Source organism: Pseudonocardia kunmingensis, from assembly GCF_006716445.1.
GTDB classification, from domain to species: Bacteria; Actinomycetota; Actinomycetes; order Mycobacteriales; family Pseudonocardiaceae; genus Pseudonocardia; species Pseudonocardia kunmingensis.
Genome location: NZ_VFPA01000001.1, coordinates 2,861,290 through 2,875,713, shown reverse-complemented (window position 1 = coordinate 2,875,713; position 14,424 = coordinate 2,861,290). Strand labels below are relative to the sequence as shown.

12 protein-coding genes and 1 other annotated feature are annotated in these 14,424 nt (G+C 73.0%); of the genes, 6 read left to right on the top strand and 6 right to left on the bottom strand.

All coding sequences use genetic code 11. From position 1 onward, the window contains the following. Nucleotides 1-107 precede the first annotated feature (107 nt). Nucleotides 108-1,372 (top strand): IS3 family transposase gene (locus FB558_RS13705; RefSeq protein ID WP_246106411.1). Its coding sequence is split into 2 segments (ribosomal slippage): nt 108-411 and nt 411-1,372, totalling 1,266 coding nucleotides; the frame shifts between segments, so codons are not numbered across the junction. Continuing rightward, nucleotides 398-529, top strand: a sequence feature (AL1L pseudoknot). It overlaps the preceding gene by 132 nt. Nucleotides 1,373-1,613: 241 nt before the next feature. Here FB558_RS13705 and FB558_RS13700 read toward each other — a convergent pair. After that, the gene (locus FB558_RS13700) at nt 1,614-2,786 is read right to left on the bottom strand and encodes a globin domain-containing protein (protein ID WP_142052580.1); all 1,173 of its coding nucleotides are present in this window, start codon (nt 2,784-2,786) and stop codon (nt 1,614-1,616) included. Nucleotides 2,787-2,962: 176 nt separating this feature from the next. Between FB558_RS13700 and FB558_RS13695 the strand changes: the two genes are divergently transcribed. Then, nucleotides 2,963-3,676 carry a pyridoxamine 5'-phosphate oxidase family protein gene (locus tag FB558_RS13695; RefSeq protein ID WP_246106410.1) on the top strand — a complete coding sequence of 238 codons (714 nt, stop codon included), beginning with the start codon at nt 2,963-2,965 and terminating at the stop codon, nt 3,674-3,676. A 15-nt stretch (nt 3,677-3,691) separates the two neighbouring features. Here the strand turns inward: FB558_RS13695 and FB558_RS13690 are convergent, their stop codons facing one another. Both FB558_RS13690 and FB558_RS13685 read right to left on the bottom strand, forming a co-directional pair. After that, nucleotides 3,692-4,732 carry a tetratricopeptide repeat protein gene (locus tag FB558_RS13690; RefSeq protein WP_170231291.1) on the bottom strand — a complete coding sequence of 347 codons (1,041 nt, stop codon included), beginning with the start codon at nt 4,730-4,732 and terminating at the stop codon, nt 3,692-3,694. Beyond that, complete coding sequence (locus FB558_RS13685; protein WP_142052569.1) at nt 4,729-5,967, bottom strand: ATP-binding protein; 1,239 nt, start codon at nt 5,965-5,967, stop codon at nt 4,729-4,731. The genes FB558_RS13690 and FB558_RS13685 overlap by 4 nt, the downstream gene beginning before the upstream one ends. Nucleotides 5,968-6,108: 141 nt before the next feature. On the opposite strand from FB558_RS13685, the gene clpB reads away from it, so the two are divergent. From clpB to pyrE, 4 genes are all read left to right on the top strand, one after another. Next, nucleotides 6,109-8,724, top strand: coding sequence for an ATP-dependent chaperone ClpB (gene clpB / locus FB558_RS13680; RefSeq protein ID WP_142052566.1), 2,616 nt, complete (start codon nt 6,109-6,111; stop codon nt 8,722-8,724). Between the two features lie 81 nt (nt 8,725-8,805). Then, nucleotides 8,806-9,462, top strand: coding sequence for a type III secretion system chaperone family protein (locus FB558_RS13675; RefSeq protein ID WP_142052563.1), 657 nt, complete (start codon nt 8,806-8,808; stop codon nt 9,460-9,462). Nucleotides 9,463-9,488: 26 nt separating this feature from the next. Beyond that, the gene (locus tag FB558_RS13670) at nt 9,489-10,262 is read left to right on the top strand and encodes an SDR family NAD(P)-dependent oxidoreductase (protein ID WP_170231290.1); all 774 of its coding nucleotides are present in this window, start codon (nt 9,489-9,491) and stop codon (nt 10,260-10,262) included. Next, nucleotides 10,259-10,828, top strand: a complete 570-nt coding sequence (pyrE, locus tag FB558_RS13665; protein ID WP_170231289.1) for an orotate phosphoribosyltransferase — start codon at nt 10,259-10,261, stop codon at nt 10,826-10,828. The genes FB558_RS13670 and pyrE overlap by 4 nt, the downstream gene beginning before the upstream one ends. Before the next feature lie 7 nt (nt 10,829-10,835). Here pyrE and FB558_RS13660 read toward each other — a convergent pair whose 3' ends face one another. The 3 genes from FB558_RS13660 to FB558_RS13650 all read right to left on the bottom strand — a co-directional run bounded on the left by FB558_RS13660 (nt 10,836) and on the right by FB558_RS13650 (nt 14,327). Continuing rightward, nucleotides 10,836-11,810, bottom strand: a complete 975-nt coding sequence (locus FB558_RS13660) for a Pecanex-like protein 1 (RefSeq protein WP_142052557.1) — start codon at nt 11,808-11,810, stop codon at nt 10,836-10,838. Nucleotides 11,811-11,905: 95 nt separating this feature from the next. Beyond that, nucleotides 11,906-12,991: a DUF4142 domain-containing protein gene (locus FB558_RS13655; RefSeq protein WP_142052554.1), complete on the bottom strand. Its 1,086-nt coding sequence runs from the start codon at nt 12,989-12,991 to the stop codon at nt 11,906-11,908. A gap of 13 nt (nt 12,992-13,004) precedes the next feature. Then, the gene (locus FB558_RS13650) at nt 13,005-14,327 is read right to left on the bottom strand and encodes a ferredoxin reductase family protein (protein WP_142052551.1); all 1,323 of its coding nucleotides are present in this window, start codon (nt 14,325-14,327) and stop codon (nt 13,005-13,007) included. Between the last annotated feature and the right edge of the window lie 97 nt (nt 14,328-14,424).

Here is a 14,424-nt window from a genome sequence, read left to right as displayed (position 1 = left end):
GAGACCGTCAGGGAGGCTTGCACTGACCTGGTCGACGATGTGTGCCAGCATGTCTGAACCGCCCTGGGTCGTGGAGAGGCTCCTGATCTAGCAAGGAGACTGGAGCCGTGCCCGCACCTCGGAAGTTCGATGACGAGACCCGTGCCCGCGCCGTGCGCCTGTACGCCGACCGGCTGCGTGATCACGGGGCGTCCAAGCTCGCCGCCCGCAAGCACGTCGGTGAGCTGCTGGACATCAACCCGGGGACGATACGGAACTGGGTGGAGGCCGAGGAGCGCGCGGCTCGCCCGGCCAGGTCGGACGCGGACGGCTCGGCCGATACCGCGGCCGAGTTGCGGCGGCTGCGCGCCGAGAACGCCGAGTTGCGGCGGGTCAATGAGATTCTGAAGACTGCGAGTGCCTTTTTCGCGGCGGCGGAGCTCGACCGCCGACTCAAGTAAAGCTCTGCTACGTCCACGCCTATCGACACCGTTTCGGGGTCGAGCCGATCTGCGCCGTACTGTCCGAGCACGGCATGAAGATTGCCCCGGGAACCTACTACAAGTGGCTGACCTGCCCGGTCCGGCCACGCGAGTTGGAGGAAGCGTATCTGGTGAACGCGATCGTGGACCTGTATCGGCGGAACAAGCGCGTGTACGGAGTGCGGAAGATGTGGCACGCTGCGCGCCGCGCAGGACTGCGAATCGGGCGCGATCAGGTCGGGCGGCTGATGCGGATCGCGGGCATACAGGGGGTGCGCCGCGGCGCGCACCGCACCGTGACCACCAGCCGGGACGAGCGCGCGCCACGGCACCCGGACCTGGTCAAACGCGGCTGGAAGACGCCGAACCGACCGGACGCGATCTGGGTCGCGGACTTCACCTACGTGTGGACCGCGAGCGGGTTCTGCTACGTGTCGTTCATCACCGACGTCTATTCGCGCAGGATTCTCGGGTGGCGGGCGTCGATGAGCAAGACCAGCGACCTGGTCACGGCCGCGCTCGCGCAGGCGCTGTCGGCGCGCCGGCGGGCGAGTAGCGAGTTCACCGCCCGCGGTCTGATCCATCATTCCGACGCCGGCTCACAATACACGGCCCTGGCGTTCACTGAGGAGCTCGCCGAGGCCGGGATCGCGGGATCGATCGGCACGGTCGGCGACGCCCTGGACAACGCCCTCATGGAATCCACGATCGGCCTTTACAAGACCGAGTTGATCGTGCCCGGTGCGAGCCGCCGGAACTGGGTCGGACTTCGGCAGGTCGAACGCGAGACCGCCGAGTGGGTCCGCTGGTACAACCACGAAAGAATCCACTCATCCATCGACTACATGACACCAATAGAGCGGGAAGTCATGTATGCTCACACCATCGCCCAACGGGGCGAGGTGGCCTGAACGTCAGCCTCTCGCGATCCCAGGACGGTTCATGTCCGGCACGATGGCCGCCCAGTCTGCCGAGTCGTCGCTCATCTGGGATGATCAGCATTCGTTGACCGCCGATACGTAAGTGGCTCGCGTCGCGGGAGAGTGGTGCGTGGCCTGGAAATTGTCAGTGTCGCCGGGCTAGCGCGGTTCCCGAGAACGTGACGAGCAGGGCCGATGCGAGTGCAGCGCCATCGTCCCGGAGGACTAACGCCTAGTCCATCGTGAACGGGTCGTACTTGATCCGGTCCAGCGGCGTGCCGGCCACGAGCATGCGGGAGACGGTGGCGCGGATCATCGCGGGCGAGCCGCAGACCAGGACGTCGTGGTCGGACCAGGCGCCGTAGCGGGTGACGACGTCGGCGAGGGTGCCGCGCTCGGCGCCGGAGGCGCCCTCGTCGTCCTCGACGACCGGGATCACGTCGAGCCAGGTGTTGCTGTAGGAGAACTTGCGCAGGCTGGTGAAGTCGTAGAGGTCGTCCCAGGTGCGGCCGCCCACGAAGACCTGGGTGCGGGGCTGCTCCGGGCGCTGCGCGACGTCCTCGAGCAGGGCCTTGATCGGCGCCATGCCGGTGCCGCCGGTGACCATCAGCAGCTCGCGGTCCGACGAGGGGTCGACCTGCATGCGGCCCATGGGCGGGCCGATGCGCCAGGTGTCGCCGATCTGGGAGTGCGCGACGATCGCCCGGCTGACCCAGCCGCCGTCGACGGCGCGGACGTGGAAGTCGAGGGTGCCGTCCTCGCGGGGGGCGTTGGCCGGTGAGAGGTAGCGCCACAGGCGCGGGCGCTGCGGTGTCTCGACGCTCACGTACTGCCCGGCGCGGTACGGCACGGGTTCCGCGGTCTGCAGCGTGATCACGGCGAGGTCCCAGCCGATGCGGGTGTGCTGCACGACACGCCCCAGCCACGACGCCGGGCCGCGTTCGGCCTGTGCGGCGGTGCGCATGGCGGTGGCGAGGTCGTCGTAGGCCTCCGCCCACGCCTCGTGCGCCTGCGGGCCCCACGCCTCGCCCGCGTGCTTGCCGATGGCGCCGATGAGCGCCTGACCGACGGCGTCGTAGTGCTCGGCGAGGACGCCGAACTTGCGGTGGTCGCGGCCGAGCTGCTCGAGGAACGGCATGAGGTCCTCGGGCCGGTCGACCATCTGCACGAAGTGCACGAGCGCCCGCATCAGCCGGCTGCGCTGGACCTCCATGTTCACCGGGAACAGGTCGCGCGTCTCGGGGGAGATGCGGAACAGCGTGGCGTAGAACAGCCGCCCCATCTCGTCGCTGTGCGGCTCGGCGGCCGCCCAGCTCTCCCGGATCAGCCGCATCCTCCCGGTCTCCACGCCGCGGGGCTCACCGATCGTCGGAAGGCCGGCGGTGAGCAACTGTTCAGCGGTCATGGAGGCCGGCTCTTCCTGCTCGACGAACGGGGAACGCGGGACCGGGGTCCCGGGGGGTCAGCCTATCGCGCGCAACGCCATCCGGTGACTCTCGAGCGCGAGGATGGCACGGTGGTGGCGTGGCTCCGCGCACCCAGCCCCTCGCTCACACCCGTTCGGTGACCGTTCAGCACTCCGTGGACGTACCGTCACCGTCCGTAGAACATGATCCGCTGCCGGGATCGGCCGGCGAGCACGAGCTCCAGTGCGCTTACGGCACCGAGACGCGCGCTCGGCGCTTCTACGCCGACCAGGTCCGGGACCGGCTCCTGCCGACGATGATGGCCTTCGTCCAACGGATGGAGATGGTCTTCGTCGCCTCCGCGGACGGCAGGGGCGAGTGCGACGCGTCGCTGCGCGCCGGGCCTCCCGGCTTCATCCGGGTGCTCGACGCCCGGACGCTCGCGTACCCGGAGTACCGGGGCAACGGCGTGCACGCGAGCCTGGGCAACATCGCGGAGAACGCGCACGTCGGCCTGTTGATGGTCGACTTCGTGCAGGACCTGATCGGGCTGCACGTCAACGGCAACGCGCGGGTCGTGGAGGCTGCCGACTTCGCGGCGGTGTTCCCGCAGGTCCCGACGGCCTCCGACCCCGGACCGCGCCCCGATCGCTGGGTCGTCGTGGACGTGGAGGAGGCCTACATCCACTGCCGTAAGCACATCCCGCGGATGGCCCGGGTGCACGAGAAGCGCGAGTGGGGCACCGACGACCCCGGCCGCAAGGGCGGCGACTACTTCGGCGCCAAGCAGACGCCGCGCTGGCGCCCGCGCCCGCACGCCGCCCGCAGGCGCTTCCCCAGCACCACGCACCTCGGTGGTGCGAGCTCGCGGCTGCTGCGGCCCCGCTGACAGCGGTCCCCGGGCTCAGGTCCGGCGGAACCGGCGGGCCAGGCCGACCACCATCGCCAGCGCCCCGAGCAGGCCGAGCACGAGCCAGACCAACGCGGCGAACACGCCGACCCCGGTGACGGCCACCGCGAGGAACAGCACCGCGCACACGGTGATGGCGAGGTAGGTGAACCGGAGCGGGCCGTCCGCGCGCAGGGCGGCGCGCACGGCGGGGCGGGTGCGTTCCGGGAGGGTGCGCACCGTCCGCCGGACCAGCAGGCCGATCACCAGGAGCGCGACGGACGCGGCGGCGCGGGCCGACCACGTGGACGCGTCCGGAGCGGGGCCCGCTGCCGCGACGCAGGCGATCGTCGCCACGACGAACAGCATCCGCAGCCGCCACGACAGCTTCCAGAGCACCACGGTGATCGTCCGCAGCACGATCGGCAGCGTGGGGTCGAGGGTCCCGGCCTCGACGAGCCCGCGCAGGGCCCGGGCGGGGTGCCGGGTGTTGACGTCCAGGACGGCCAGGTCGTGTCGGGCGACTGCGTTCTGCGGGTCCAGCCGGAGCGACTCCTCGTAGGCGCGGCGGGCGGTCCGCCGGTCCCCGAGGTCGTCGGCGATGTCGGCGAGCAGGAGGTGCGCGGCCGAGGACTCGGGGGCGAGCGCGACGGCGTGCCGTGCGGCGTCCCCGGCCTCGCGCAACCGGCCTGCAGCGGCGAGGACGCGGGCGCGGGTCCGGGCGGTGCCGGGATCCTGCGGGGCGAGCGAGCCCGCCGCGCCCACGGCGGCCACGGCGTCGTCGTGCCGCCCGAGCGCGGCGTGCAGCACGGCCCGCAGCAGGTGGTGGCGGGCGTCCTCGGGGGCCCGGGCGGTGGCGGCCTCGGCGGCCGCGAGCCCCTCGGCGTGCCGGTCGGCGACGTACAGCACCCACCCCAGGGCGCCGAGCAGGTCGGGGTCGTCGGGCTCCCCCGCCAGCGCCTCGCGCAGCGTCCGCTCCGCCTCGTCGAGCCGCCCGAGCTGCCGCAGGGCCTCGGCGCGCTCCAGCACCGCCGCGGTGCCCGGGGCTGTGGTCACAGCTTCTTGTTCTTCCGCAGGTAGGCCGACAGGTCGTCGTACTCGCCGTCGGTGTTGGCGAACGCCACCACGTTGCGGGCGGTGGCGAACCACGGTCCGGTGCTCGGGCGCACCTCCTTGACGGCCGCCTCGAGGTCCTTCGTCGTGAGCGCGTGCAGCCGCCCGTCGCGCATCGACAGCGCGAGGGCGCGCTCGGCGGCCGTGGTGCAGACGTGGGCCAGGTCGGCGCCGGAGAAGTGCTCGGTGAGCTTGACGATCCGGTCGAGGTTCACGTCGGAGACCGGGCGGTCGCGCAGGTGGTAGCGCAGGACCGCGGTACGCGCCGCGGCGTCGGGCGGGAGCACGAGCACCATGCGGTCGAAGCGGCCGGGCCGGCGCAGTGCGCTGTCGATGTCCCACGGGTGGTTGGTGGCGCCCAGGACGAAGACGCCCTCGTTGTCGGCGGTCACCGAGTCCAGCTCGGTGAGCATCTGGTTGACGGTGTTGCGCATGCTGCTCGAGTGCGACAGGTGGGAGCGCTTCTGCCCGAGCGCGTCCAGCTCGTCGAAGAACAGCACGCACGGGGCGTGGCGGCGGGCCTCGGTGAAGATCCGGGCGAGGTTGCGCTCGCTCTGACCGGTGTACATGTCGAGCACGTCGGAGACGCCGACGCTGAAGAAGCTCGCGCCGAGCTCGCCGGCCACCGCCTTCGCGAGGAAGGTTTTGCCGCAGCCGGGCGGCCCGTAGAGCAGCAGCCCGCCGCTCAGGCTCTTGCCGAACGCCTTGGCGAGCTGCGGGTTGCGCATCGGGCCGAGGAAGGCGAGCTCCAGCCGCTCCTTGACCTGCTGCATGCCGCCGACGTCGGCCAGCCGGACGGCCGGTCGCTCGACGTCCTCCACCACCGGTGTCGACGCGTCGGCCTCGGCGGGGAGGGGCTCCTCGATCCCGGCGACCTCCTCCTCGGCCTGCGCCCAGTCGAAGCCCCGCAGGCGCTGCGGCTCCGGCTGCGGCCGAGCCGGCCGTGCCACGGGCAGCGGGGTGGTGGGGGGCGCCATCGCGGCCGTGACCCGCTGCAGCAGGGCCAGCGCGTCGGCGTTGCCCGGGTCGCGGGTGAGCGCGTGGCTGCAGTGCTGCAGCGCGTCCGCAGCCCGGCCGTGGTCGGCGAGGAGCGCGGCCACGTGCAGTCGCAGCGGGACGTCGTCGGGGACGGCGTCGACCGCGGTGAGGAGACTCGTCAGGAGCACGTCGTCAGACATCGTCGGCAGTATCTCGCGGTCCGGCACGGAAGAGTGACACGGGCCGCTCCTTGAGCGGAACACGCTCAACTTTCCTGACGTTGTTCCTCTCGACAGGGCACGATGGTGCCCGGCTGACCCGACGCAGGAGGACCTGAGGGGATGGATTCCTTCAACCCCACCACGAAGACGCAACAGGCGATCTCCGCTGCGGCGCAGGCCGCGGCGCTGGCCGGCAACCCCGATGTCGGGCCCACGCACCTGCTGGGAGCGCTGCTCGCCCAGGGCGACGGGATCGCCGCGCCGCTGCTGGCCGCCGTCGGTGCCGACCCCGCTGGGGTGCGCGCCGAGCTCACGCAGCTGGGCAACCGGCTGCCCTCGGCGTCCGGTTCCACGGTGAGCGCACCGCAGCTCTCGCGCGACGCCCTCGCCGCGATCAACGCCGCCCAGCAGCTCGCCACGGAGATGGGCGACGAGTACGTCTCCACCGAGCACCTGCTGGTCGGGCTCGCGTCGGCCCGCGGCCAGGTGGCCGACCTGCTGCGCCGCCACGGTGCCACGCCCGACGCCCTGAAGGAGGCCTTCTCGAAGGTCCGCGGGTCGAGCCGGGTCACCAGCCCCGATCCGGAGGGCACCTACCAGGCGCTGGAGAAGTACGGCGTCGACCTCACCGCGCGGGCCCGCTCCGGCGACCTCGACCCGGTGATCGGGCGCGACACCGAGATCCGCCGCGTCGTGCAGGTGCTGTCGCGGCGCACGAAGAACAACCCGGTGCTGATCGGCGAGCCCGGCGTCGGCAAGACCGCCATCGTCGAGGGCCTCGCCCAGCGCATCGTGGCCGGCGACGTGCCGGAGTCGCTGCGCGGCAAGCGGGTCGTGTCGCTCGACCTGGGGGCGATGGTGGCCGGCGCCAAGTACCGCGGTGAGTTCGAGGAGCGGCTCAAGGCCGTGCTGAAGGAGATCACCGACAGCGCGGGCGAGATCGTCACGTTCATCGACGAGCTCCACACGATCGTCGGTGCCGGCGCCAGCGGCGAGGGCGCGATGGACGCGGGCAACATGATCAAGCCGATGCTCGCCCGCGGCGAGCTGCGCCTCGTCGGCGCCACCACGCTCGACGAGTACCGCCAGCGCATCGAGAAGGACCCCGCCCTGGAACGCCGCTTCCAGCAGGTGCTGGTCGGCGAGCCGTCGCCCGAGGACACCGTCGGCATCCTGCGTGGCCTCAAGGAGCGGTACGAGGTGCACCACGGCGTCCGCATCACCGACGCGGCGCTGGTGGCCGCGGCCTCGCTGTCCGACCGCTACATCACTGCGAGGTTCCTGCCGGACAAGGCCATCGACCTGGTCGACGAGGCCGCGTCGCGGCTGCGGATGGAGATCGACTCTCGACCCGTCGAGATCGACACCGTCGAGCGGGCCGTGCGTCGGCTGGAGATCGAGGAGATGGCGCTGGCGAAGGAGCCCGACGCGGCCTCCGTCGAGCGCCTGGCCGCGTTGCGGGCCGAGCTGGCCGAGAAGCGCGAGCAGCTGTCCGCCCTCACCGCGCGGTGGCAGAACGAGCGCGGGGCCATCGAGTCGGTGCGCGAGCTGAAGGAGCAGCTGGAGTCGCTGCGCGGCGAGTCCGAGCGGGCCGAGCGCGACGGCGACCTGGGCCGGGCCGCGGAGCTGCGCTACGGCCGGATCCCGGCGCTGGAGAAGAAGCTGGCCGAGTCCACGGCCGTCACCGCACCGGACGCCGACGTGATGCTCAAGGAGGAGGTCGGCCCGGACGACGTCGCCGACGTCGTGTCCGCGTGGACGGGCATCCCGGCCGGCCGCATGCTCGAGGGCGAGACCGCGAAGCTGCTGCGCATGGAGGACGAGCTGCGCAAGCGCGTGGTCGGGCAGGCCGAGGCCGTGCGGGCGGTGTCCGACGCCGTGCGCCGCGCCCGTGCCGGCATCGCCGACGAGAACCGGCCCACGGGCTCGTTCCTGTTCCTCGGCCCCACCGGCGTGGGCAAGACGGAGCTGGCCAAGGCGCTCGCGGAGTTCCTGTTCGACGACGAGCGGGCGATCGTCCGCATCGACATGAGCGAGTACTCCGAGAAGCACTCGGTGGCCCGCCTCGTCGGCGCGCCTCCCGGCTACGTGGGCTACGACCAGGGCGGGCAGCTCACCGAGTCGGTGCGGCGTCGCCCGTACAGCGTGGTGCTGTTCGACGAGGTCGAGAAGGCGCACCCGGACGTGTTCGACACGCTGCTGCAGGTGCTCGACGACGGCCGCCTCACCGACGGGCAGGGCCGCACGGTCGACTTCCGCAACACGATCCTGGTGCTCACCTCCAACCTGGGGTCGCAGGTCATCGCCGATCCCGCGCTCGACGACCGCGGACGCCGGGACGCGGTCATGGCGGTCGTGCAGAAGCACTTCAAGCCGGAGTTCCTCAACCGGCTCGACGACGTGGTGGTCTTCCACGCGCTGTCCACCGAGGAGCTCACCTCGATCGTCGACATCCAGCTCGACGTGCTGCGCCGCAGGCTGGCGAAGCGCAGGCTCTCGCTGGAGGTCACCGACGCGGGGCGCGAGTGGCTCGCGATGAACGGGTTCGACCCGGTGTACGGAGCGCGGCCGCTGCGTCGGCTGGTGCAGTCGGCGATCGGCGACCAGCTGGCGAAGCAGTTGCTGGCCGGAGAGGTGCGCGAGGGCGACACGGTCCGGGTCGACCTGGACCCGACGGCCGAGGGCGGCACCGGCGGGCTGATCGTCGGCAGGGGACTGCCGGTCACGTCGAGCTGACGCCGGCCTGGCGGGCTCGCCACTCCCGGTGATCGTGGTGTTGCGGGGCAGTGGGGGCGTCCGGCGCTACGCTGGCGCACCGTGGGACTTTCGTCGACGGTGTGGTTCGTCATCGCCGTGATCGCGCTGCTCGTCGGCGCCGTGCTGCTGCTGGCCGACGGCCGGCGCGGAGGCGGTGCGAAGGACCGCAAGCGGTGGGCCGCGATGCGCGAATGGGAGTTCCTGGACACCGATCCGGTGCTCCCCAGCCGCTGGCGCTACGGCACCATCCACCAGGGCGGGCCCGGGGTGGCCCGCAACCTGATCAGCGGTGACGTGCCCACCCCGGACGGGCCGCGGATGGCGTACGTGTTCGACCACGAGCAGGCGGGGCGGCTGACGTCGATCCTGGTGGCGGTCCAGCTGCAGGACCAGCTCCCGGCGGCCGTGGAGCTGCGGCTCCCGTCGGCGCCGCTGCCCGACGACGCCGGGCTCGACCTGCTGCAGCCGGTGGGTGAGCGCTACGCGTTCGTCTCCGACGCCGCGTCCGTGCGCCCGCTGCTCACGCCCCGCCTCGCCGGTGCGGCCGATGCCCTCGGCGACGACGTCGAGCTGCTCTGGGGCGAGGAGTCCTGGGTGCTGGCCACGGCGCCGCTGGGTTCCAGCGCCGAGCGCGTGCAGGACCTCCTCGCCGACCTGGCCGAGTTCGCCACGGCGCTCGAGCAGGGGCTGGGGGTCCGCCTGCGCAAGGAGGGCTGACGGTCGCTCACAGTAGGGTCGGCGCCGTGCCCACCGCCCTGATCACCGGAGCGAGCGCCGGCCTCGGCGCGGCCTTCGCCGATCGGCTCGCGCGCGACCGTCGCGATCTCGTCCTCGTCGCCCGCGACCGCGAGCGGCTCGAGGCCGCCGCCGAGCGGTACCGCGCGGCCGGGGTGACCGTCGAGGTGCTGCCGGCCGACCTCGCCGACGGTGACGGCCGCGAGCGGGTGGCCCGCAGGCTCTCCGACCCGGACGCGGCACCGGTCGACCTGCTCGTCAACAACGCCGGGTTCAGCCACCGCGGCTCGTTCCTCGGCGCCGAGGTCCCGGTGCTGCAGAGCCAGCTCGACGTGAACGTGACGGCGGTGCTGCGCCTGACGCGCGCCGCGCTGCCCGGGATGATCGAACGCGGGCGCGGTGGTGTGGTCAACGTGGCGAGCGTCCTCGGGCTCCTGGCCGGCACCGGGTCGACCTACAGCGCCGACAAGGCGTGGGTGGTGTCGTTCACCGAGGCCGTCGCCGGCCAGCTCGCAGGCACCGGGGTCCGCGCGCTCGCGCTGTGCCCCGGCTTCGTCCGTACCGAGTTCCACGAGCGCGCCGGGATCGACGCCGGTGCGCGCAAGGGTCCGCCCTGGCTCGAGCCGGACCGTGTCGTGCAGGAATGCCTCGCCGATCTGGCGAGGGGGAAGGTGCTCTCGGTGCCCAGTCCGCAGTACAAGGCGCTCATCGCGCTCACCGGCGTGTTGCCCCGGCCGGTGGTGCGCCGTCTGTTGGCGCTCCGCGATCGGGGCGCGGCGTGAACCCGGACGTGGAGCGCGACGAGCTGGCCGCCCTGGTCCGCGAGCTCGGCGTCGTGCACGAGCGGGTCACCCTCTCCTCGGGAGCCGAGGCCGACTACTACGTCGACCTGCGCCGCGTCACGCTCGACCACCGTGCCGCGCCGCTCGTCGGGCGGCTGCTGCGGGTGCTCACCGCCGACTGGGACTACGCCGCCGTCGGCGGGCTCACCCTCGGCGCCGACCCGGTGGCCGACGCGGTGCTGCACGCCGCGGCCGCCGAGCGCGCCGCGACCCCGGACCTGCCGCCGGTGGACGCGTTCGTCGTCCGCAAGGCCACCAAGGAGCACGGGATGCAGCGCCTCATCGAAGGCCCCGACGTCGCCGGCCGCCGGGTGCTCGTGGTCGAGGACACCTCGACGACCGGGTCGTCGGTGCTCACGGCCGTCCGGGCGGTGCGGGACGCCGGTGCCGACGTCGTCGGTGTCGCCACCGTCGTCGACCGCGACACCGGCGCCCGCGAGAACATCGAGGCCGAGGGCGTGCCCTACCGGGCGCTGCTCGGGCTGGCCGACCTCGGCCTCGGCTGAGGCCCGTCTACTCCACCGGGATCCGGACCACGTCGAACGCCGGCGTCTGGTCGGCGCGCTGCATCATCGGCACGCGGTGCGAGCCGTCGCCCGCCCAGACCGCGCACTGAGCCGTGCCCGGGCCCGGCATGCCGTCGACCGTGATCTTCACGGTGTCCGCGCCGGCCCCACCGCCGTTGTCCTGGGTGGCGAGGAAGAACTCCGGCTCGGGCGCCGCGTCCGGGGCGACGTCGACGCGGTCGAGCATCCGGCAGGCCGTGTGGAAGTGCCCGCGCTGGATGCCGCTGCCGTCGAGGAACGAGCTCTCCTTGTAGTAGCCGCCCGCCGCGGCGCCGAGGAAGCGGTCCCGGACGAGGTTGCGGGTGCTCACCGAGAGGGTGAACTCCTCCTGCGCCTTCACCGACCGCGGTGCCTCGGTGATGAGCAGCGACGGGCTCTTCTCCTCCGCGGCGACCTCGCCGAACGACGTGGAGACGCAGCGCGGCGCCTCCTGGAACCCGTCGTGGGGTTCCAGCTCGCTGTTCGTGCAGTCGGTGCCGAGCACGTCGAGCCCCTCGCCCGCGGCGTCGCCGTTCTCCTCGGCGGCGGGTTCTTCCTGCCGGCCCTGCGCGGCCGCCTCGCCGCCCTCGTCGGCGGCGGGCTCCTCCTGGTCCCCCTGCTGGTCCCCCTGCTCGTCTCGCTGCTGGTCGCCGCGCCGTTCGCCGGTCTGCTCGCCGCCCTGCTCGGCGTCGTCGGCCCCGCCCTCGGCGTCGGCTTCGGCGTCGGCTTCGTCGTCGGGCCGCGGGTCGGCGGCGTCCACGCCTCCGACCTCGACGACGTCGGAGCCGTCGGGGCCCGTGCTGTGGTGCCCGGCGTGGCCGGTCTCCGAGTCGGCGTAGGCGGCGCCGCAGGCCGTGGGCAGGACGGTCACGATGAGGGCCGCCGCGCAGAGCGCGATCCTGCGGGCGGTGGTCCAGTGTCGTGCGGTGCTGTTCGGGGACACGGGTCCTCCGTTCGGGGTCGGGGAGGGGTACCGGCAGGCGGGAGCCGACCGGCGGGCCGGCGCGGGGAGCGGGGAGCTGCGCCGGAGAGGAGGGATCAGCGGCGCATCGAGTGCCGGGCGCGGGAGCGCGGCAGCCGGTGCGAGCCGGACGCGGACACGCTGCGCTGCGCGCCGGAGTCGGTGACGTCGTGCGGGGACTCGTCGGTCACGGGGCGGTGCGACCCCGTGCCGGTCGCGGAGCGACGGGTGACCGAACCGTGGCGTCCGGTACCGGTCGTCGAGCGTGCCGAGCCCGTGTCGTCCACCGCGCGGTGCGGTCCCGAGTCGGTGACGCCCGAACTCCCGGAGGCCACCACGGGGATGGGGCCGGTGTCGTCGAGCGCGGCGGTGCGCGGGGCGGGGATCGCCGTCACTGCGGCGAGCTCCGGCAACCGCGTGCGCGTGGGCGGCACCGTGATCCGCTCGCGACGCGCGGGGGTGCGGTTGCGCAGGCCCCAGAACAACGCGGCCGCGGCCAGCAGGGCGGCGACGAACACGAGGATCGGCACGATGAGGTCGGTCAGCTCGGTACCGCCCCCGAACAGCCCGGGGCCGTGGTGCGGCAGGGCCGAGTAGTCCACGAGTCCGGTGCTCTCCAGGTACTCGTGGTGCCGGTTGACGAACTCGGCGGAGGTCACGGCGAAGTCGCGGACCAGGTCGTTGCGGGTGCTGCTGCGGACCTCGGAGATCACCGGCAGCACCTGTCCGTGGGCCTCACGCACCCGCTGGACGAACACCCGGTCGTAGTCGGATCCGGTCTGCGAGGAGATCTCGTCCATCCACGCGTTCTGCTGGGCGCTCGGGGCGCTGGGCAGCAGGACGCCGAGCTGGTTCGCGACGCTGCGCACCTCCTCGTCGAGCTGGGCGTGCTCGAGGGCGAGCTTGCGCCCGACCTCCTTCACCTCGGCGCTGCTCGCCTGCTGCTCGGCCTGCTCGGAGGTGGGGCCCTCCCACAGCCCGGCCAGCCGGACCTTCACGAGCAGGTCCCGGTCGGCGGGGCCCAGCGGCCCGAACTCGGTCTGCACCCAGCCGTTCGCGCCCGGCGAGCCGGCCGCCCAGGACTGGTACACCGACGCGGACACGGCCAGGAGCACCGCGACGACCACGGCGCGACGGAGCATGCGGGGGATACGGCGGAGCATGGGGGCCTTCCTCTTATGCGAAGTCGAACTGCTCGGTGTGCACGCGGCCGGGCGCGACGCCGAGGACGTCGAGGGCGCTCATGGCGTCGGTGACGAGGGACGGGGGGCCGCAGACGAAGTAGTCGACGTCGGCGGGGTGGGCGCCGTCGAGCGCGACGACGGAGAGCAGCTCGACGCCGATCTCGCCGGTGTGCCCGGACCAGCCCGGCACGGGGCGTCGCAACACCTCGGTGACCTCGAGGTCGAGGTGGCGGCGCAGCTCGGCGAGCTCGGCCCGGAACAGCAGGTCACCGGGTGCGCCCGCCACCACGACGAGGCGGTACGGGCGGTGGTCGCGCCGGTGCGCCGCGGTGCGCAGCATGCTCATCATCGGAGTCACGCCGACCCCGCCGGCGATCATGACGAAGCCCGCGGCACCGCCGACGTCGTTGGTGAACGCGCCGTGCGGCCCGTCGACCCAGACCGTGGCGCCGGGCGGGAGCCTGCGCAGGGCGCGGGTGAAGTCGCCCGTGTGGCGGATCGTGAACTCGGTGGTGTCGCAGTGCGCGCTCGACGCGATCGTGAACGGGTGCTCCTCGGCGGCCGGGGAACGCTCCAGGCGCAGCCAGGCGAACTGGCCCGGTGCGAACGCCCAGGCGTCGGCGTCCCGGTCGTCGCGGCGGGGCTCGAGCACCAGCGTGCTCACCGTGGGGCTCTCCCGCCGGATGTCGCGGACCACGAACTCCGTCGACGGGTCGAACAGCGGGCGCCAGAGCCAGCGGTAGCCGAACACCAGCACCAGCAGCGCGGCGAGCAGCCCGAGCATCGTGGCGAACGTGGCCTCCCGCACGAGCTGGTCGAGCCACCAGACGTGCAGCGCGGAGAACCCGAGCACCACCGCGGCGAGCGCGACGTGCGACCACTTCCACAGCTCGTAGGACAGCTGGGCGCGGCTGCGCAGCACCGCGAGCACGGCCAGCGCGACGAGCGCCATCGTGGCCAGCGTGGCGGCCTGGGCCCGGGCGGGGGCGGCGAGGAGGTCCAGCAGGGCGACGTTGGCCGGGTCGGCGGCGACGACGCACGCGAGGTGGGCGAACACCAGCGCCGCGGTGACCAGGCCGAGGAAGCGGTGCAGGTCGATCACGGACTCGATGCCGAAGGCGCGGTTCAGCGACCGCAGCCGCGACGGGAGCAGGGCCGCGCACACGAGCGCCGAGAGGGCGAGCAGGCCGGTCAGGACCGACAGCCGGTCCCAGAGCCCGCCGGGCGCCGGCATCACGAGGTGGGTGAGCGCCGGCCCGACGACGATCGCGCCGAGGACGCTCAGCCACCCCACGCGCAACAGCCGCTGTTCCATGGCCGGGGACGGTAAGAGGTGGCTGTGGGCCCGGGTTGCGAAACTGAGAGGGCAGTGGGCCGGGAGTATCAGCAGGCGCGACGAGTGGCGGCGAATT